The sequence below is a fragment of the Caballeronia sp. GAFFF2 genome, assembly GCF_023631485.1.
Lineage (GTDB): Bacteria > Pseudomonadota > Gammaproteobacteria > Burkholderiales > Burkholderiaceae > Caballeronia.
Genome location: NZ_JALQDA010000027.1, coordinates 822,852 through 841,553, shown reverse-complemented (window position 1 = coordinate 841,553; position 18,702 = coordinate 822,852). Strand labels below are relative to the sequence as shown.

At 64.2% G+C, this 18,702-nt stretch carries 16 protein-coding genes; 3 read left to right on the top strand and 13 right to left on the bottom strand.

Annotated features, from left to right (window positions below; genetic code table 11):
* Positions 1-77: 77 nt before the first annotated feature.
* The 6 genes from NCT04_RS20200 to NCT04_RS20175 all read right to left on the bottom strand — a co-directional run bounded on the left by NCT04_RS20200 (position 78) and on the right by NCT04_RS20175 (position 7,203).
* Positions 78-1,619, bottom strand: a complete 1,542-nt coding sequence (locus tag NCT04_RS20200) for a methyl-accepting chemotaxis protein (protein WP_250467404.1) — start codon at positions 1,617-1,619, stop codon at positions 78-80.
* A 125-nt stretch (positions 1,620-1,744) separates the two neighbouring features.
* Positions 1,745-1,906, bottom strand: coding sequence for a hypothetical protein (locus tag NCT04_RS20195; RefSeq protein WP_244829287.1), 162 nt, complete (start codon positions 1,904-1,906; stop codon positions 1,745-1,747).
* Positions 1,907-1,924: 18 nt separating this feature from the next.
* Positions 1,925-2,500, bottom strand: a complete 576-nt coding sequence (locus NCT04_RS20190; RefSeq protein WP_244829288.1) for a glycosyltransferase family 9 protein — start codon at positions 2,498-2,500, stop codon at positions 1,925-1,927.
* A gap of 94 nt (positions 2,501-2,594) precedes the next feature.
* Complete coding sequence (locus tag NCT04_RS20185; RefSeq protein ID WP_250467403.1) at positions 2,595-4,883, bottom strand: FdhF/YdeP family oxidoreductase; 2,289 nt, start codon at positions 4,881-4,883, stop codon at positions 2,595-2,597.
* A gap of 161 nt (positions 4,884-5,044) precedes the next feature.
* Positions 5,045-5,539: a hypothetical protein gene (locus tag NCT04_RS20180; protein WP_250467402.1), complete on the bottom strand. Its 495-nt coding sequence runs from the start codon at positions 5,537-5,539 to the stop codon at positions 5,045-5,047.
* A 164-nt stretch (positions 5,540-5,703) separates the two neighbouring features.
* Entirely contained in the window at positions 5,704-7,203 is a 1,500-nt protein-coding gene (locus NCT04_RS20175; RefSeq protein WP_250467401.1) for a UdgX family uracil-DNA binding protein, read from the bottom strand.
* Between the two features lie 214 nt (positions 7,204-7,417).
* On the opposite strand from NCT04_RS20175, the gene NCT04_RS20170 reads away from it, so the two are divergent.
* Positions 7,418-8,140, top strand: a complete 723-nt coding sequence (locus NCT04_RS20170; protein WP_250467400.1) for a glycosyltransferase family 2 protein — start codon at positions 7,418-7,420, stop codon at positions 8,138-8,140.
* Between the two features lie 157 nt (positions 8,141-8,297).
* On the opposite strand, the gene NCT04_RS20165 is transcribed toward NCT04_RS20170, so the two are convergent.
* From NCT04_RS20165 to NCT04_RS20150, 4 genes are all read right to left on the bottom strand, one after another.
* A complete protein-coding gene (locus NCT04_RS20165) occupies positions 8,298-8,885 on the bottom strand; it encodes a nucleotidyltransferase family protein (RefSeq protein ID WP_250467399.1) in 588 nt (195 codons plus the stop codon).
* 129 nt (positions 8,886-9,014) lie between these two features.
* The gene (locus NCT04_RS20160; protein WP_250467398.1) at positions 9,015-11,237 is read right to left on the bottom strand and encodes a xanthine dehydrogenase family protein molybdopterin-binding subunit; all 2,223 of its coding nucleotides are present in this window, start codon (positions 11,235-11,237) and stop codon (positions 9,015-9,017) included.
* The gene (locus NCT04_RS20155; RefSeq protein WP_250467397.1) at positions 11,234-12,223 is read right to left on the bottom strand and encodes an FAD binding domain-containing protein; all 990 of its coding nucleotides are present in this window, start codon (positions 12,221-12,223) and stop codon (positions 11,234-11,236) included. The genes NCT04_RS20160 and NCT04_RS20155 overlap by 4 nt, the downstream gene beginning before the upstream one ends.
* Before the next feature lie 10 nt (positions 12,224-12,233).
* Entirely contained in the window at positions 12,234-12,950 is a 717-nt protein-coding gene (locus NCT04_RS20150; protein ID WP_250467396.1) for a 2Fe-2S iron-sulfur cluster-binding protein, read from the bottom strand.
* Between the two features lie 434 nt (positions 12,951-13,384).
* On the opposite strand from NCT04_RS20150, the gene NCT04_RS20145 reads away from it, so the two are divergent.
* Positions 13,385-15,409: a tetratricopeptide repeat protein gene (locus NCT04_RS20145; RefSeq protein ID WP_250467395.1), complete on the top strand. Its 2,025-nt coding sequence runs from the start codon at positions 13,385-13,387 to the stop codon at positions 15,407-15,409.
* On the opposite strand, the gene NCT04_RS20140 is transcribed toward NCT04_RS20145, so the two are convergent.
* From NCT04_RS20140 to NCT04_RS20130, 3 genes are all read right to left on the bottom strand, one after another.
* Positions 15,394-15,666 carry a DUF4148 domain-containing protein gene (locus tag NCT04_RS20140; RefSeq protein WP_244829301.1) on the bottom strand — a complete coding sequence of 91 codons (273 nt, stop codon included), beginning with the start codon at positions 15,664-15,666 and terminating at the stop codon, positions 15,394-15,396. The two genes, NCT04_RS20145 and NCT04_RS20140, sit on opposite strands and share 16 nt — an antisense overlap.
* 207 nt (positions 15,667-15,873) lie before the next feature.
* Positions 15,874-16,659: a transporter substrate-binding domain-containing protein gene (locus NCT04_RS20135; RefSeq protein ID WP_244829302.1), complete on the bottom strand. Its 786-nt coding sequence runs from the start codon at positions 16,657-16,659 to the stop codon at positions 15,874-15,876.
* A gap of 120 nt (positions 16,660-16,779) precedes the next feature.
* Positions 16,780-18,054: an inositol monophosphatase gene (locus NCT04_RS20130; RefSeq protein ID WP_244829303.1), complete on the bottom strand. Its 1,275-nt coding sequence runs from the start codon at positions 18,052-18,054 to the stop codon at positions 16,780-16,782.
* Positions 18,055-18,242: 188 nt separating this feature from the next.
* Here NCT04_RS20130 and NCT04_RS20125 point away from each other — a divergent pair, with 188 nt between their 5' ends.
* The gene (locus NCT04_RS20125; protein WP_250467394.1) at positions 18,243-18,665 is read left to right on the top strand and encodes a GFA family protein; all 423 of its coding nucleotides are present in this window, start codon (positions 18,243-18,245) and stop codon (positions 18,663-18,665) included.
* Positions 18,666-18,702: the final 37 nt, after the last annotated feature.

Genomic DNA, 18,702 nt, shown 5'->3' with positions numbered 1-18,702 from the left:
TGCAAGCGACGGCGATTGCTTCAGCCATTCAAGAAGCAGCGCAACCCATACCTCGACAATCTGCGCCGATCCACTCCTCAAGCCGGCAAATGAAAACTGCCGATTGCCTCCCGCAACCCATCCACCTGATCCTTCAACGAATGCGCCGCAGCCGCTGCTTCTTCCACTAGCGCCGCGTTCTGCTGCGTGACCTGATCCATCTCGACGACTGCGCGATTCACCTGCTCGATGCCCGCGCTTTGCTCGCGCGATGCATTGCTGATCTCATCGAGAATCTCGTTCACACGACGCACCGACGACACGATCTCGCCCATCGTCGAACCGGCGTTCGTCACGAGCGACGCGCCTTCCTGCACCGTATGCGTCGACGTCTCGATCAGCGCCTTGATTTCCTTGGCCGCCGTCGCCGAACGTTGCGCGAGGCTGCGCACTTCCGCCGCCACGACCGCAAAGCCGCGTCCTTGTTCGCCCGCGCGCGCCGCTTCGACCGCCGCGTTCAACGCCAGGATGTTGGTCTGGAACGCAATGCCATCGATCACGCCGATAATGTCGCCAATCTGTTGCGAGCTTGCCGTGATACGCGTCATCGTGTTGATGACTTCGTCCACCACGCCGCTGCCGCGCGTCGCGACATCGGCGGCTTGACCCGCAAGGCGCGCGGCCTGCGCGGCGCTCTCGGCGTTGTTCTTCACGTTGGCCGTCATCTGGTCCATGCTCGATGCGGTCTCGACCAGCGCGGCCGCTTGCTCCTCGGTGCGCTGCGACAGATCGGTGTTGCCCGCCGCGATTTCCGACGCGCCCACGTTGATGTTTTCCGTGCCGTTACGCACACGCGACACCGTCTCGACAAGGCCGAGCTGCATCACCGAAAGCGCGTGCAGGAGGCTCGATGTATCGCCGGCACGCACCGGCACGGCGGCCGTCAGATCGCCACGCGCAATGCGATGCGCCGCATCCACCGCGAGTTCCAGTTCGCCGCCCAGATTGCGCTTGATGCTGCGCAGAACGACGAGCATCGCGGCCGTCGCGATGGCGCCGAGCAGCATCGTGATGGCAAGCCAGCGCAGTGCGCTTGCATAGAACGCGCTCTGCACGTCGTCCATATACATGCCGGTGACGACATACCAGTCCCACTGGCCGAAACGCTGCGCATACGAGAGCTTCGCCACGGGCTTGTCGCTGCCTGGCTTCGACCACAGATAGCTGATGAAACCGCCGTCCGGCTGATCGCCCGCCTTGACGATATCGACGAACAAGTGATTGCCCGCCGGGTCGGTGTATCCCGAAAGATCCTGCCCGTTCATGGCGGGCTTGATCGGGTGCATGACCATTTTCGGCTTCGAATCGTTGATGGAAAGATAGCCATCCTTGCCGTAGCGGATCGCGCCGATGACATCCAGCGCGCGCTTTTTGGCTTCTTCTTCGGTGAGGGTCTTGTTGGCGGCGAGCGCCGCGAAGTGCGTGACGACGGCATGTGCCTCGCCGACCAGCGTCTTCAACTGTTCCTTGCGATCCTCGATCATCGACGTGCGGTTCTGCCACGCTCCGATAATGCCGATCGCAATCAAACCTATCCAAAGCACGGCGATCATCGAGCCGAGCTTTTTGTTCAACGTCATTCCATTCATTTGTGCGCCCCGCAGTCTTTTTACGTTGTCCTAGACGGTGCGGCGACGCGCGCGCCGCCGCATGCCCCTCTTACGGCATACGGCGCGGCAAATGTAGGGTGGGGGTTTCCCCGGTGTCAGAAACGCCGGATCGGGTCCTTGTCCGGAGGGGCATCGGGATGCTGCGGCTCGTCCGGGCGATGCCCCGGCGACGGCGGCGTGAGCGGATCGGCTTCCGGATCGCGGTTCGGATCGGCGATCGGATCGGGAACGGGACTGGTTTGCAGATCGAATTTCATGGGAATTCCCGAATGGCGTCAGGCCGCGTCGTGTTCGACCGGCATGTGCAGTGTGAAGGGCGTGCCGGGGTGCGCGCGCCGCGTATCCGACAGTTCGGCGCGTGCCCGTTCGATGATGGCCTCGCTGTCCGTGCCGCGCGGATGCTCGTCGAGCACGATATGCGGCGTGCCGAGCGCACGTGCGGCGGCGGCGGGCGAAGGCGCAATGGCATCGTCGGAAAGGAGCAGGCGGGCGTCGGCGATCAGGCGCGGCAACGTGCGCGGTGCCACGGCGCCGGCCAGAAAGAGCGCGGCGGTTTGCATCGCGCCCAGGACGCCGGCCGTGCGCTCCGGATCGGGCGCGTCGCCGATGATCGCGATCTGCCAGCCGTCGGCGGTCAACTGATCGGCAACGTCGGCGTATTGCTGCGCGGACCACGCGGGCGTCGCCTTGTGGCTGCCTGGATGAATCAGCACCAGACGCTCGCGCTCGATGCCATGAAACGCCACGAGTTCGTCATATTGGGCGTCGGACAACGGCGAAGCGGCAGGCGAGTCCGCAATCAGCGAAGGCGCCAGGTCGTCGATCAGGGGAGAAAACGGGTTGGCTCGCATCTGCGCTCCTGCAAGGCCGTGGCCTCGATGGAAAAATCGTGAAGTCGGCCAAGCGCGAGCACGGGACATGCCCGGCCGCGCCTCACGCCGGGATTTACGTCGCGCGCACGCGCACCGGAACTGCCTTCGCCGCAGGCACCTTGCTGCGTTTCGCGTGGTGCGCGAGCGGAATCAGCGGATTGCATTCCGGGTAATAGCCCATCGCGCAGCCGGCCGGGATATCGAATGCATGGGCCCGCAATCCGTCGATACTGCGCGTCACGTCATCGCTGGATACCGTCGTCACGGTGATCGTCTGATCTTCCGCGATGTTCAGCCGCGCCATGTCGTCACGGTTCATTAACAGCACGTCTCGGGTATTGAAGACGCCGCGAAAGCGATCGTCAAGCCCGTACACGGTCGTATTGAACTGGCTGTCGCCGCGCGTGGTCATGAGCCGCAAGGTGCGCTCGCCTTCGAAAGACATGTCCGGATCTTCGCCCATGCCCTCCGGCGTGATGAAATTCGCCTTGCCGTTCTTCGTCTTCCACTCGCGTTTGGCCGCCGGAATCGGCCGATGAAACCCGCCCGGCTGCGACATGCGCGCGTTGAATTCCTTGAACTGATCGGGATAAGTCTTCTCGATCGCCTCGCGCACCAGCGAATAATCGGCCGTCCAGGCGTCCCAGTCGACCTTGCCGCGACGTCCTTGCAGCGTGGCCTTGGCCAGTCCCGCGACGATCGCGGGCTCCGACAGCAACGTCTTGCTCGCGGGTTCCGCGAAGCCCTTCGACGCATGGACGCACGCGGTGCTGTCCTCGACCGTGACGATCTGCGGGCCGCTCGCCTGCTGATCCACCTCGATACGCCCGATGCAAGGCAGCAGATATGCCGCACGCCCGTGCAGCAGATGGCTGCGGTTCAGGTGCGTGGCAATTTGCACCGTCAGCGGCACGTTTTGCCACGCCGGTTCCAGCACGTGATGATCGGGCGTCGCGCGCGCGAAATTGCCGCCGAGGCTGATGAATGCATCGAGTTCGCCGTCGCGCAGCGCCGCGCAGGCATCGACGGTGGACATGCCTTCGTCGCGCGGCGGCTCGAACGCGTACATTTCCGCGAGCTTGTCGAGCGGCACGAGCGCCGGCTTCTCCGTGATCCCGACCGTGCGCTGACCCTGCACGTTGGAATGGCCGCGAATCGGGCAGATACCCGCGCCCGGCTTGCCGATGTTCCCGCCTAGCAGCATCAGATTCGTCAGCATCTGCACGGCGAGCACGCCTTCGCGATGCTGCGTGATGCCCATGCCGTAGAGAATCATCACGGCTTTGGCCCGCGCATATTCGGTGGCGGCGGCTTCGAGCGCGGCGCGCGTCAGGCCCGATTGCGTTTCGATGTCGCTCCAGTCGGCGGCGCGCATCGCGTCGGCGAAGGTATCGAAACCGTGCGTGTGTTCGGCGATAAAGGCGGCGTCCAGCACGCGCGGCGTCTGGTTTTCTTGCGCCAGGTCGTCCGCTTCGATCAGCGCCTTGCACAAGCCCGTGACCGCGGCAATGTCGCCGCCGATCTTCAGTTGCAGATATTGCGTGCTGATGGCGGTCTGGATCGGCGACAGCATTTCCACCGGCGACTGCGGATTCGCGAAGCTCACGAGCCCGCGTTCCTTGATCGGGTTGAAGGTGATGATGCGCGCGCCGCGCTTTCTCGCTTCCTGCAAGGGATGCAGCATGCGCGGCGCATTCGTGCCGGTGTTGTGCCCGAAGAAGAAAAAGCAGTCGGTGTGCTCGAAGTCGTCGAGCGTCACGGTGCCGACCGGCGCGCCGATGGTCTCCGGCAGCGCCACCGACGTGCTCTCGTGGCACATGTTCGAGCTGTCCGGCAGATTGTTCGTGCCGTAAAGCCGCGCGAACAACTGGAACATGTACGACGTTTCGAGCGATGCGCGCCCCGACGTGTAGAAGACGCTGCGCTTCGGCCTGGCGTCGCGCAGCATCGCGCCGATTTCGTCGAAAGCCTGTTGCCACGGAACCGGCACGTAACGGTCGGTGGCGGCGTCGTAACGCATTGGCTCGGTCAGGCGGCCTTGCGATTCGAGTTCGAAATCGGTCCACGCCGTCAATCCCGCGAGCGTGTGATGCGCAAAAAAATCCTGATCGATCCGTTTCTTCGTCAATTCCCACGCGGTTGCCCGCGCGCCGTTCTCGCAAAATTCAAAGAGATGCGGATCGGCCGGCTTCGCCCACGAACAGCTCACGCACGCAAAGCCGTCCGGCTTGTTTTGATGCAGAAGAATGCGCGCGCCGTTGAGCGCGACGTGTTCGTTGACGAGTGCCGAGGTAACTGCCTTGACCGATCCCCAGCCGCCCGCCGGGTGATCGTACTTTTCGATATGCGGCAGTTTGCTCATGCTTGGCCTCTCCCGTGAATGGTCCGTTCGCTTCACATTCAGCAAGAAACAGGCACAGCGGCGCGCTTTCAATGAAAAGAAAGCCGCCGCCCTGCATGGGCAAGGCGGCGGCTTTTCGGTTCACTTTTTGTCCTGGCACGGGTGCCGGACTTATCTTCCGGTCAGGTTTCCGGATTACCGTCTTCTGCCGGTAGCGTCTTCGGAATGAAGGCTTCGGCGCGGCGGCGAATGTCGTCCACCTCGCCGGTCACGAAAGTGCGGTTGTCGGCGGCGAGCGCTTGCTGATACTGCGCGCCTTCCGGCACGCGATGCAAAAGCGCGCGCAATTCGCCCTGCGTGGTTTGTTCGACCGGCTCGAAGCTGTAAAGCCCGAGCATGAGTTCGGCGCGCTCGTGCAGCAGAAAGAGGCACGAGGCAAAAACGCCGACCGCGATCACTTCCTGCACGCCAAAGCGGAATTCCTGCTGCACCGACGAAAACGGCAGCCACGCGACGACCAACAAGCCCAGCAGCGCCAGCACGATGGTCGCGTTCAGGAACATGCCGGCGCGGGCAATGACGCGCTCGCGCTCGGTTTGCAACTGCCCGGCCGATTTCGGCACGAGCGCGGTGATGGATTGTTGTTGGCGGAGTGCTTCGAGGGGAAGAGCGGCCATGGATGTGTCGTCGGAACGATTCGTGAGTGAGCGCCAACAGGCAAAGAGCGGCGCGACACGGGTATAACGCATGGCTTACAGGAAGGTTGACGGCGCTTTCGTCTTGTTGCGTCCTGTTTCTTCTCGTTGCAATTGGGGTTTGTGATACGCGGCTTGCACCGATGCTAGCGCGTCCGATCCTTCACCGGCGTGCGGATGGTCGCGGTGCCTTCGGCGATCTGCCGCGCAAACACGAGCGCCTCGACGATGGTGCCGAACACTTCGCCGCGAATCTTTTCGTCGGTCAGCCGCAGCAAATACGACGGATGATAGGTCGGCACCACGATGCGCCCCTTGTGCTCGATGGTCTTGCCGAGATACTCGGACAGCGCCGTGCGATGCCCCGTCAGCGCCTTGAGCGCGGTGGCGCCAAGCGCCACGACCACTTTCGGCGCGATCCGCGTCAGTTCCTCCTCCAGCCAGAACCGGCAGGCCTCGCGTTCGCGCTGTCCGGGCGCAACGTGCTGCCGCTCATCGCCATGCGGGTCGAATTTGAAGTGCTTCACCGCGTTGGTCAGATAAAGCGTTTCGCGCGCGAGTTGCGCCTCGCCGATGGCCTCGTCCAGCAGCTTGCCCGCCGGACCGACGAACGGCTTGCCTTCGCGGTCTTCGTTATCGCCAGGCTGCTCGCCGACCAGCATAACGCGCGCGTTCGCCGGACCGATTCCGGGCACGGCCTGCGTCGCGTTGCGCCAGAGCGAACAGCGCTTGCACGCGTCGAGCGAGGGCGGCTCCTTCAGCGACGTGCCCTGAAGCGGCTCCAGATCCGTGTTGAGGGCCACTTCCATGTCCGCGGGAACGTTGCGCGGATGCCGGTCGCGCCGCGAATAAGGATCGGCGCGCGAGATCAGCGTGGGATCGGCGCGCTGGTTTTCCGGGCTCTTCCAGTAGCGCACCGGCATGTGCGATGCCACTTCGGCGGCATTTTCCACCGCCGACGTAAAGGTGCTTTCGTAATAAGCGAGCCACAGCGCTTCGATGGCGTCTCCGCTCACGGCCTCGCCGCTCATCGCGGTATCGCCGAAATCCATTGGCTTTTCTTCCGGGTCGCTCGTGCGATCCACCCGCAGCAGCGCGCCGTCCCAAAAGGCCGCGCCGTGCGGCGTCGCGATCATCCACGTGGCGCTGCCCATGCGCGTGGCGAAATGCATGGCGGCGTGCTCCAACAGGTCGTGCACGGGCTCGCACCAGCTGATGAACTCGGGCGGTCCGAGCGACGAATCGCGATGCCTGAAGCGCAGCACGCGACGCATCTCGTTTTCCTCGGCCTCCACGGCTTCGATCATGTGTTGCAGGCGCTGCCCGTCGGGATCGTCCGGCGATACGACCGCGCGATCGCCCTGGGTCCAGCGCCACAACACCTTGTAGAGAAACATCCAGCGGGCCGGCGTGCGATAGCAGGCGGCCGTTGCCAGCATCGCGAGGAATTCGCGGGCGATCTTCACGGGCTTGGGCGCGTCGGGGTTCTCGGGGCCGGGCGGCGGTCCGTCGATGCTGCCGAACACGGTTGCCGAGGAATCCGATTCCAGCCATACGACGTCTTCCGGCCGCGCGCCTTCCATGAGGAGCGTGCGCGCGGCGGAGCGCCAGGCAGCGAAGGACGGATCGAAGACGACGCTTTTCATCGCAGAGAGGAAGCCGGAAGGAACGAAAAGTACTGTATATCCATACAGTGAATTCTATCGGCGCTTCGGCTTTTGGGGCAACTTTTTTGGGATGGTCGTGCCCTTAAGAGCGGTTGCGACTTTCGCCGCGTGCGCATGGGTACACCCATTGCTGTACCTCGAAACAATCGCGGCTTTGACTGCCGATGAACCACAAAATCAAAACGGAGTCGACATGCTTGCCATAGTCATCCCTGCTCATAACGAAGCCGCGCATATCGGCGCGTGCGTGACTGCCGCCCGGCGCGCGGCGGACCATCATCAATTGCTGGGAGAAGAAGTGCGCGTGATAGTCGTGCTCGACAGTTGCAGCGACGAGACGGGCGAAATCGCCTCCGCACTCGGCGCGCACGTCACGAGTATCGACGCGCGCAATGTCGGCATCGCGCGGGCGCATGGCGCGGAGCGGGCGCTTGCGCTCGGCGCGCGCTGGCTCGCCTTCACCGACGCCGACACGACCGTCGCCGACGACTGGCTTTCGCGCCAGCTCGACTGCTGCGCGGATGCGGTGTGCGGCGTGATCGGCGTGCATGACTGGTCGCCGCATCTCGGCGCGGTGCAGGAGCACTTCGGCCGCACTTATACGGATGCGGACGGGCATCGCCATATCCACGGCGCGAATCTCGGCGTCTCGGCACGGGCTTATTTGCAGGCAGGCGGTTTTCCGCCGCTCGAATCCAGCGAGGATGTCGCGCTCGTCGAAGCGTTGATCGAAACGGGCGCGCACATCGAGTGGAGCGCGGCGCCGCGCGTGGTGACGAGCGCGCGTACCGATTTCAAGGCGAAGAAGGGCTTCGGCGCGACGCTGGTGGAAGTGAGCCGGCGTTATCTGAGCGCGAACGTCAATGCCAACGCGGACGTGGCAGGCCCGGCGGATGTGACGGCGATCGCCGCGTAGGCGTTATTGCGAGGTCGACGGCGCGGGGCAAGCGCCGTCGTTCGGATGCGGTGCATTGGAGAGCATAACGGCGATTGCCGCAGAAATATCGACGACGGCCGAGGCATGTCCATGCCCGCGCTCGTTGTGCATGACTCCACGTAACAAAGCGACTGCGTCAACCGTCCGATAAATCGCCAGGCAAGTCCACGTCACGCAGCACGTTCCGGTCATTCACTTCGATGACCGTCGGCTTTTCCATGGCAAAGATGCCGCGCGCGCCTGCGTCGCCATCGAGCGTGGCGAGCGCCGCACCGTACTCGATGCCAAACCCCACCGGATGTCCCCGCGTGCCGCGATAAAACGGCGCGACGAGCCGCGCGCCTGCGTCGAGCGGACGCGCGACAGCTTCGATGGTCGCGGGCTCGATCCACGGCATGTCGCCGAGCGCGACAAGCCAGCCTTCCGCGTCGGCGGTGGCGCGTACGGCCACGGCGAGCGTCGCGCCCATGCCGCGCTCGGCATCGATGCTGAAAATGACCTTGCAGCCGGCTTCGTTCAGCACTTCCGCCAGCTTTTCCGCGCCCGGCCGAACCACCGCGATCACACTCGAAGCAACCGAAAGCAGCCTGCGCGCCGACTGAAACACGACCGGCGTGCCGTTCGGCAAGGGCGCCAGCAGCTTGTTGTGAATGCCGGAAGGATCGAAGCGGGTGCCGAGCCCTGCGGCCAGCAGGATGCCGGTCGCGCTTGACGAGTAGGTCATCGGTGCGGCTCGCGTGGGGAAGAGGATCGATTGTGCAGCGCGTCGATAGTCGCCGCAAGCGTCAAAAAAATCCGCGCGGCGCAATGTGCATTCGTGCCATTGAGCGCCGCGCGGACCTTTTCTTCCGCACTACACCATCGTCTTCGGCATGACTTTATCGAGCGTGATCGGCAAGTCGCGCACGCGCACGCCGGTCGCGTGATACACCGCGCTGCCGAGCGCGCCCGCCACGCCCGTGATGCCGATTTCCCCGATGCCGCGCGCGCCGTCCGGATTGATATGCGGATCGGGCTGACCGACAAAGGAAACATCCAGCAAGCCGATATCCGCGTTCACCGGCACGTGATACTCCGCGAGATTGGCGTTGGTGTAGCGGCCGTAGCGGCCGTCGAGTTCGCCCTTCTCGAAAAGCGCCGAGCCCACGCCCCAAACGATGCCACCCATCAACTGACTGTGCGCCGTCTTCTCGTTGAGCAAGGTGCCGACGTCATAGACCCCGACGACACGCGGCACGCGGATGATGCCCAGGTCCGCATCGACATGCACTTCCACGAATACCGCGCCGAACGAGTGAAACGAGTACTGCTTTTTCTCGTCGCCGGGGCGCACCGTGGCCGTCGCTTCGATAGCCTTGCCGCCGTTTCGCGCGATGATCGCCGCCGCGGGATCGCGCTTGTCCGGCGTCGAAACGCTCACGACCCAGCCATTGCTCACCGTGACGTCCTCGCGCGACAAACCGGCGACGGGCGATCCGCGATCCGCGAGCGCCATCGCGATCAACTGATCGCGCGCCTGCGCGGCCGCCGCACGCACCGCTGGCGACACGCTCGCCGCCGACTGCGAGCCGCCCGATACCGGCGCCTTCGGCAAGGATGAATCGCCAAGCGCGAAGCGCACGAAGTCGGGCGGAAAACCGAGCGCGTCGGCGGCGACTTGCGTCATCACGGTGTAGGTGCCGGTGCCGAGATCCTGCGTGCCGGAAGCGACCATCGCCGTGCCGTCGGGCAGAATGCGCGCGATCGCCGATGCCTCGCTGCGGTTCGCCGGATACGTCGCCGTCGCCATGCCCCAGCCGATCAGCGTGTTGCCGTCGCGCATCGAACGCGGCGCCGGGTTGCGGCGCGCCCAGCCGAACTTTTCCGCGCCGCGCTGATAGCACTCCATCAGCGACTTGCTGGACCACGGCTTTTTCTCTTGCGGCTCCATGTTCGCGTGGTTTTTCATGCGCAGCGCGAGCGGGTCCATGTGCAACTGATACGCGAGTTCGTCCATCGCGGTTTCGAGCGCGAACGAACCGCTCGTCTCGCCGGGCGCACGCATGAATGTCGGCGTGCCGATGTCGAGCTTCACGAGCTTGTGCGAGGTCGATTGATTCGGCACCGCGTACAACATGCGCGTGAGAATGGCCGAACTCTCGGTCCAGTCCTCGAAGGTCGAGGTGGTCGAGATGACGTCGTGCTTCATGCCGGTCATCGTGCCGTCGCCGTGCGCGCTCACCTGAATGCGTTGTTCGGTGAACGGCCGGTTGCCGACCATGCCGAACATCTGCGGACGTTCGAGCACGAGCTTCACGGGACGTCCGGTCTGTTTCGATGCCATTGCCGCCAGCACGACATGCGACCACACCGAGCCCTTGCACCCGAAGCCGCCGCCGACAAACGGGCAGATCACGCGCACATTCGTTTCCGGAATGCCGAAAAATTTCGATACCGCGCCGCGCGCGCCGGAAACACCTTGCGTCGCATCGTAGAGCGTGAGATTGGGGCCGTCCCAGCGCGCGAGCGTCGCGTGCGGCTCCATCGGATTGTGATGCTCGTAGGGCGTCGTATAGACGGCGTCGAGGCGCGTCTGACCTTGGCGCAGACCGGCATCGACGTCGCCGCGGCTCGTGGTGATCGGGCGGCCCATCATCTTTTCGGGTTGATACGCCGTGCCGCGCGCATGCACGTATTCCGCGTTTGGCATGGCGCCCTCGTAGCGGACGATCACGTGGCGCGCCGCGCCTTGCGCATGTTCCAGCGTGTCCGCGACGACCACCGCCACCGGCTCGTTGCTGTAGCGCACTTCGTCGGTTTGCAGGAGCGTAAGCTTGCGCACGGCGGGCGGTTGCGCGTCGGGCACGCCGCCGTTGGGCAGACGCATTGCGTTCTTGTGCGTCAGGACGAGCAGCACGCCGGGCATCGTGTCGGCACCGCTGGTATCGATAGAGGCGATGCGGCCCTTGGCGATCGTGCTCGTGATCAGCACCGCATGCGCGAGCTTGGCGTCGGTGTTGTCGGCCGAATAGCGCGCCTGGCCCGTGACCTTGAGCACGCCGTCGGTGCGATCGAATGGTTTGCCGATGATGCTCATGCCGTGCCTCCCGCTTGTTCCACTGCCCGAACGATCGCCCGCTGGGCGAGCGCCACCTTAAAGCCGTTCTCGCGCAGCGGCCTGGCATCGCGCACGGCAAGCGCGGCCGCGTTTTGCAGCGACGCGCGATCGAGTGGTTTGCCGATGAGCGCGCTTTCCGTCGCGTTCGCGCGCCACGGTTTGTGCGCGACGCCGCCCAACGCGATGCGCGCGGCCTTCACGGTGTTGCCGTCCATCTGCAAGGCGGCGGCAACGGAGACGAGCGCGAACGCATAGCTCGCGCGGTCGCGCACTTTCAGATACTTCGAATGTCCCGCGAAAAGCGGCGGCGGCAGATCGACCGCCGTGATGAGTTCGCCGGGCTTGAGCGTGGTATCGAGATCGGGCCGGTCACCCGGCAGCCGATGGAACTCCGCGAACGGAATGGTCCGCTCGCCTTGCGGGCCGGTCACGCGCACGACGGCGTCGAGTGCGGCGAGCGCGACGCTCATATCGGAGGGATTGGTCGCGACACATTGACTGCTCGCGCCGAGTATCGCGTGAATGCGGTTGTTGCCTTCGAGCGCGGCGCAACCGCTGCCGGGCGCGCGCTTGTTGCATTGAGGAAAGCCCGTGTCGTAAAAGTAATAGCAGCGCGTGCGCTGCATCAGGTTGCCGCCGACGGTCGCCATGTTGCGCAATTGCGCCGATGCGCCCGCAAGCAATGCCTGCGACAAGAGCGGATAGCGCTCGCGCACCCACGCGTGATTCGCGGCGTCGCTATTCCGCACCAGCGCGCCGATGCGCAGCCCGCCATCGGGCAAGGTCGTGACGCCGTTCAGGGCGTCGATGTGGGTGATATCGACGAGACGAGTGGGTCGCGCCACGCCGCCTTTCATGAGATCGAGCAGATTCGTGCCGCCGCCGATGTACATCGTGCCGGGCTGGCTGGCCGCCTGCAGCGCCGCACGGATGTCGGCGGCGCGCTGATAAGAGATCGCGTCCATGTGCTCTCCCTTAACCTTGCGACGAAGCGACGAACTTCACCGCCGCCACGATATTCGGATACGCACCGCAGCGACAGATATTGCCGCTCATACGCTCGCGGATTTCATCGTCGGAGAGTTGCGCGGGTCGGAAGCGCACGTCGGCGGTGGCGGCGCTGGCATCGCCTGCACGGTATTCGTCGATGAGCGCGGTCGCCGAGCATAACTGCCCGGGCGTACAGTAGCCGCACTGAAACGCATCCTTTTCGATGAACGCGCGCTGCAACGGGCTGAGCGCATCGCCGCCGGGAGCCAAGCCTTCGACGGTCGTGATGCTCTCGCCTTCGTGCATCACGGCAAGCGTCAGACACGAGTTGATGCGTCGCCCGCCCGCGATTACCGTGCACGCGCCGCACTGGCCACGGTCGCAGCCTTTTTTCGTGCCGGTGAGGTCGGCGTATTCGCGCAGGGCGTCGAGCAAGGTCGTGCGCGCTTCGACCTGAAGCTCGTACGGATGACCGTTGATGGTCAGCTTGACCGGCATCGTCGGCGCGGAGGTGACGGGTGGCGCGATGGCGGGCGTTGCAGCTTGCTGTTGCGCGCGCGCGGTCGACGCAAGCGGCGCGGCGGCTACGGCCGCGCTCGCTGCCGCCGATTGCAGGAAGCGCCGACGCGACGGCTTCTGGGCCGCGTCGTCGGTATCGCGTGTATCGGGTGAAAGGGGTGAAGGCGTTTTGACTGGGGACATGGCGATTGAATGCTCCTCGCTCGTTCGGTTGGGCGCGCCACGCCGTGCAGGTCTCGATGAACCACGTCCCTGAGGTCTTGAGGATGGCGCGTGATACGCGAGCCGCCTTCGTTCGATCGCTGTAAGACGACCGAACGTTCGACCATTCGCGCAAGCCAAGAGTGACAGCAAGTCCAATGCCATCGCCGGCAGACGCTGGTGCGCCCGACTACTCGCTCGTCTGAACACGGACCATGCAAGTAAATACTGCATGGCTGCGTAAATAAGCTGCGAAAACGTGTCGGCAAAGATGACGCGAACATGGCCGTTTCGCCCGGCGAGCGCCATATGGCGCACTTTGTGACGCTTCGATCATCGAGCGCGCCTCAAAATATTCGCTCGACGTCAGCCGCCATTCGCCGTGGCTCGACATGTTTGAAACACCTATCCAACCCATGTCATCCGATACGAATCGCTATCACGAAGCGGCTGCGTTCTATTCGAACGGACGCTACGCCGAAGCGCTGGAGACGCTCGCGCCCTTGGTCCTCGACGCCGACGCGCTCAATCTCGCCGCTGTCTGCGCCTATCGACTCGAACGTCACGACGAAGCGGAGCGCTACTGGCTGCGCGCAATCGATGCGCGTCCCGACGACGCCGGGATGCGCAACAACCTGGCCAATCTGTTCAACGAGTTGCAGCGTTATCGTGAAGCGGAAACGCTTTATCGGAACGCGCTCGAAATTCTTCCGGACTATCCGGTCGCGCATTACAACCTCGCGAACGTGCTTGATCGGCAAGGGCGCGCGGATGAAGCCGAGGAGGGTTATCGTCGCGCGCTCGCGCTCAAGCCCGATTTCGCCGAGGCTCATGCGAATCTTGCCGCGTTGCTCGCGCGCACGAACCGGTTGCCGGAGGCCGAGGCTGAGTATCGCCACGCGATCGATGCACAGCCTGCCTTTGCCGAAGCACGAAATAACCTTGGCAACGTGCTTCGGACCTTGGGTAAGCTCGACGAGGCGCGCGCACAGTTCGAGCACGTGCTTGCCGCACGGCCCGACTGCGCGGACGCGCATCTGAACTTGGGCAACGTCTTGAAAGATGCCGGGCTCGTTGTCGATGCCGAGCATGCGTATCGGCGGGCTGTCGGCTTGCGGCCGGACTACGCGGCGGCGTACACCAATTTGGGCATCGTGCTTGGGGAACAAGGGCGGCTCGCCGAGGCGGAAGTCGCGTATCGTCATGTCGTCGACCTTGCGCCGCAAAACGCCGATGCGCATTTCAATCTCGCCGATGCGATCTACGACGTAAGCGCTCATGGCCGTTTCGACCGCCTGCACGAAGCGCAAGCCGCGTATGAAAAAGCCTTGGCCATACGGCCGGATTTCATCGCGGCGCATTTGCATCTCGGCAACGTGTATCGTGAGGACAAAACACGTCTCGCCGATGCGGAAGCGACCTTCCGGCACGTGCTGTCGATCGATCCGGAGTGCGTCGATGCGCAGATGAATCTGGCCACCTTGCTGCTCGGCACGGGCCGTTATGAACAAGGATGGCCGCTCTTCGAGGCTCGCTGCGACGAGCGCTTCGCGCAGCGCGGCGCGCTTCCGCCAGCGTTGCCGGGTCCGCGCTGGCAGGGCGAAGCGTTGACGGGCAAGACACTCATCGTGATGGCCGAGCAAGGCTTCGGCGACACCATTCAGTTCAGCCGTTACCTTCCTGAACTCAAGGTGCGTGGGCTAGATCGTCTGACGGTGGTCTGCCCGCCGGCCTTGGTCGCGTTGATCGGCGCGATGGATTGCGTGGACGCATGCATCGCGCCGGCCGATCTGCACGCGCTACCGGCCCACGACTACAGTTGCTTCCTGATGAGCCTGCCTTTCCTCATGGGGACGACGCTCGCGACTATTCCATCGACCGTTCCTTATCTGCGAGCACCGCGCGAAAAGGTCGAGTTCTGGCGCGCTCGGTTGCCCGCGGGCACGTTGAAAGCAGGCATTGCCTGGACAGGCGAGCCGCGTCCGGGACTGCGCGACGCCTTTGCCGCTTTCAGCCGCCGCTGGCTCGCCGCGCGTCAATGCGAGCGCTTGCTGACCTTGCCCGGCGTGCACTTCGTCAGTCTTCAGAAGGGCGCGACGGCGCGCGCGGAATGTGCCGCGCTGCCCGACGCCTGGCGTTTGTCCGACCCGATGAACGAAGTCACCGATTTCGCCGATACCGCCGCGCTCATCGAATCGCTGGATCTCGTCATCAGCGTGGATACATCCGTGGCGCATCTCGCGGGCGCGCTTGGCAAGCCGTTGTGGATACCGCTGTGCTCGAATGCTTGCTGGCGCTGGCTCGCCGGACGCGACGACTCCCCGTGGTATCCGACCGCGCGGCTTTTCAGACAGCAAGCGCCCGGAGATTGGGACGATGTGATCGAGCGCGTCGCCGATGCGCTGACCGTCTGGCAACGCGATACTCAGCTACGCGGATAACTGCCCGGTGCGCCGCGCGCCGAACGCGCCGGCCCGTATGGATCGGGATTGCCGTAGCGCGGGATGGTGCCATCGGCGCGAGCGCGTGCAAGGTCCGCGCGGACTTCGGCGCGCGAAAGCGGCGTGTTGGCGGCCATCGTCATGGGCGTAGGCATCGGCATGGCTTGAGGTGCGGCGGCCGGGTCCATTGTCTGCGCCGATGCCGCAGCGCTCATGGCGAATGCTGCAAGGGCGGCCAAGCGGATCGCTGGTTTCATCGTCGTTCTCCTGAGCGGTGCGAAGCGGTGAGCAAATGCCTGTCTATACGCGCTTCGGCGACAAACGGATGAATATGGATGAATAAGCGCGACGGCAACTAACCGTCTTTCGTGCCAGCGCCTGCAAAACGGGCTTTGCGTTGCAAGGCGCAAAAGAAAAAGCCGGCAGCGCCGGCTTCCCATGCAAGCCATGCCGTTGGCAAATGCTCAAAGATCCGCCGGATACGGCGCCTTCAGCCACTTCGTCGAAAGCGTGTTGAGCGTGCCGTCTTTTTTCGCTTGAACGATCGCCGCATCGACTTCCTTCAAGAGTCGGGGCTCGTCCTTGTTCAATCCGACATGATCCGGCGAACTGAACAACTGAAACTTCTGCTCGGGCTGCACGGGCGGATTACGCGCGATGATCGTTGCGCCAACATCGTTGCCGACTACCAGCAATTGCGCTTGTCCGGCCAGAAACGCGGAGATCGCGCCGTTCGGGTCTTCGAAACGCTTGATATCGGCCGTGGGCGGTGCGACCTTGCTTACGCTCAAGTCTTCGAGCGTGCCGCGCGCCACCGCTACCGACTTGCCCGCGAGATCGGCGGTCGTCTTCACCGCCAGCGACTTCGGTCCGAACACCGCCAGATAGTACGGCGCATAAGGCCGCGAGAAATCGATCACCTTTTCGCGCTCGGGCGTCTGACCGACCGAGAGCAGCAAGTCGGCCTTGTGCGTGGCGAGATAAGCCATGCGGTTTTCGCCGGTGATCGGCACGAACTCGACTTTCGCCTTGAGCGCGCGCGCCAAGTATTCACCCATCTCGATGTCGTAGCCTTGCGGCTTCATGTCCGGGCCGATAGAGCCGAACGGCGGATAGTCCATGAATACGCCGATGCGCACCACGCCGTTTTTCTGGATGGTGTCGAGCGTGTCCGCATGGGCGAACGAGACGGCGAGGGCGAACGAAGCGGCGAGCAGGCCGCGCAGAAACCGCGAGAGGCGAAGCGTCATGGTGGGGATCGAAAGGTGAGGGGATCGACGCACTCTAGGCACGCCAAAATCCCCTCACAATCGAAATCTGCGCATGCCAGCCATGTCGCGTGCGCATGGCTGGCTTGTAGAGCGACTTCCTCAGGCTTCGCTTTCCATGATCCGGTCGATCAGCCGCGCGTTCTCTCCCGCCGAACCGATGCCCGCGTGCCGCGCCATTGGCACGAAGAAATGCGTGGCGATAGGCAGCTTCGAGCGCGACAGCCAGTTGCTCAGATGAGTCGCGAGCCTGCGCGCCGGCGTCTTCAGTTCCTCGCGCAGCACGGCGGGCAGCTTGTCGAAGTGACGCATGTCGGTCTGATACGGCTCGGGCGCGACGCATAACGCGTTCGGGCGGCCATCGACATCGGCGGGCAGGCGTTCCAGCGCCTCGTGCAACAGCGCGACGCCGAGACCCTCGCCGCGCCACGGCTTGCGCACTTCCCACAGGCTGATATAGATCACGCGATGCGCATTGAACACTTCGCACAGCCGTTCGGGACCGAGCGCCTCGGTGGCCGCGAGCGCGAGCGACAGCATTTCGCCGGAATAGGTGTCGAGCGTATAGACGAGATCAGCGCTGCTGTGAAGCGGCGGCACCTTGACGAGTTGAAGCTTGACCGCGGCCGCGACGATATCGCTGCCCGCCTCGTGGAACACAGCAAAGGCGGTGCCAAGCCGTTCGTCGTCGACTTGCGGATACTCGTGGCGATACGTCATCGTGAAGAGAAACGGCCCGATCTTCTCGCGATACGCGAGCGGCCGGTCGACGTCGTAATCGGCGGCGCCTTCGAGGCCGTAGGGATCGTAATCGCGCTTTTCACGCCGTTCCGCCGAGGCGAGCACGGCGAGCGGTCGGCGCGATTCCGGCACGAGATCTTCTGGCAACCCTTCCCAGTTGAGCCGCAAAAATTCGCGGCTGCCGCGATAGTGCGTCTCGAAGAGAGAGAGAATCTGTTCGCTCGCCACCGGGTCGAGAATGCGCTGCGCGCATTCCACCGCGCGGTCGAGGAGTTGATCGGCCTCGGCGGGATCGGGCGCGAGGGCCGGTTCGTGCGCCTGCGGCATGGCCGGCAAGCCGCGCGCGATGCGGTCCCGATGCGCCAGTTCTAGCCATTCGTCGGCGGCGCGTTCGGCGATATGACCCGCCGCGATACGATAGCCTGTCAGCACGATCGACTGACCGGTCTGGCCGAGCGGGAAGACGTACTCGTCGGACATCGCTTCCTCGACCGTCACGTCGCGAAAGGTTTCGCGCAGGGCGGGCGCGTTGGCTGCCGAGTTGAAGCGATCGTGCGAGAGCACATGCGCGACGAGATCGGACGCGGCTGGGCCGGATTCGGATGCCACGCCGGGCAGTAGCTTAAGGAGTGACAAGGTGGGAGTCGTGCTCGATGTGCTCATGGGTGCCGCCCGTGCCTGATGGTTGCTGTGGGTTGCTGTCGGTCGCTGTCGATTGCCGCAGGTCGCAGGTCGCAGTCGCGAAGGGCTATCGTAACAAACACGGGGGCGGATCGGTGCCGGCGGTGCAGTGCGGCAAAACGGAACATTCAAGGAGTCGCTCGATGAATCAGCAAACTGAAGCAATCGATGAAACCGTGACGCACGAAGGCGGCTGCGCGTGCGGCGCTTTCCGGTTCCGCGCGATGGGCCGGCCGTTGCGCGTCGGCATGTGCCATTGCATGACGTGCCGGCGCGTGCACGGCTCGGCGTTCGGCTCCTACGTCATCTATCACCGCGGCAACGTGGAGTTTTCCGGCCGCACATCGACGTGGCGCAGTTCCGACGAAGGCAGGCGTCATTTCTGTCCCGAATGCGGCTCCGTGGCGTACATGGAGTACGTGACGCGCGACGAAGTCGATGTGCCGCTCGGCGCGTTCGATCTGACCGGCGTTTTCGAGCCTGCCTACGAACTCTGGTGCGAGCATCGCGAGCCCTGGCTGCCTCAAGGCGTGCGCAAGGAGTACGCGCAAGAGCGAACGGGTTAGCCGTTGCCGCGACCCATTCTTGCGGGTCGGCGCGCGC

What these genes read in the sequence shown, in the direction of transcription:
- NCT04_RS20200 (WP_250467404.1), bottom strand. Translation starts at nt 1,619, where the DNA reads ATGACGTTGAACAAAAAGCTCGGCTCGATGATCGCCGTGCTTTGGATA.
- NCT04_RS20195 (WP_244829287.1), bottom strand. Translation starts at nt 1,906, where the DNA reads ATGAAATTCGATCTGCAAACCAGTCCCGTTCCCGATCCGATCGCCGAT.
- NCT04_RS20190 (WP_244829288.1), bottom strand. Translation starts at nt 2,500, where the DNA reads ATGCGAGCCAACCCGTTTTCTCCCCTGATCGACGACCTGGCGCCTTCG.
- NCT04_RS20185 (WP_250467403.1), bottom strand. Translation starts at nt 4,883, where the DNA reads ATGAGCAAACTGCCGCATATCGAAAAGTACGATCACCCGGCGGGCGGC.
- NCT04_RS20180 (WP_250467402.1), bottom strand. Translation starts at nt 5,539, where the DNA reads ATGGCCGCTCTTCCCCTCGAAGCACTCCGCCAACAACAATCCATCACC.
- NCT04_RS20175 (WP_250467401.1), bottom strand. Translation starts at nt 7,203, where the DNA reads ATGAAAAGCGTCGTCTTCGATCCGTCCTTCGCTGCCTGGCGCTCCGCC.
- NCT04_RS20170 (WP_250467400.1), top strand. Translation starts at nt 7,418, where the DNA reads ATGCTTGCCATAGTCATCCCTGCTCATAACGAAGCCGCGCATATCGGC.
- NCT04_RS20165 (WP_250467399.1), bottom strand. Translation starts at nt 8,885, where the DNA reads ATGACCTACTCGTCAAGCGCGACCGGCATCCTGCTGGCCGCAGGGCTC.
- NCT04_RS20160 (WP_250467398.1), bottom strand. Translation starts at nt 11,237, where the DNA reads ATGAGCATCATCGGCAAACCATTCGATCGCACCGACGGCGTGCTCAAG.
- NCT04_RS20155 (WP_250467397.1), bottom strand. Translation starts at nt 12,223, where the DNA reads ATGGACGCGATCTCTTATCAGCGCGCCGCCGACATCCGTGCGGCGCTG.
- NCT04_RS20150 (WP_250467396.1), bottom strand. Translation starts at nt 12,950, where the DNA reads ATGTCCCCAGTCAAAACGCCTTCACCCCTTTCACCCGATACACGCGAT.
- NCT04_RS20145 (WP_250467395.1), top strand. Translation starts at nt 13,385, where the DNA reads ATGTCATCCGATACGAATCGCTATCACGAAGCGGCTGCGTTCTATTCG.
- NCT04_RS20140 (WP_244829301.1), bottom strand. Translation starts at nt 15,666, where the DNA reads ATGAAACCAGCGATCCGCTTGGCCGCCCTTGCAGCATTCGCCATGAGC.
- NCT04_RS20135 (WP_244829302.1), bottom strand. Translation starts at nt 16,659, where the DNA reads ATGACGCTTCGCCTCTCGCGGTTTCTGCGCGGCCTGCTCGCCGCTTCG.
- NCT04_RS20125 (WP_250467394.1), top strand. Translation starts at nt 18,243, where the DNA reads ATGAATCAGCAAACTGAAGCAATCGATGAAACCGTGACGCACGAAGGC.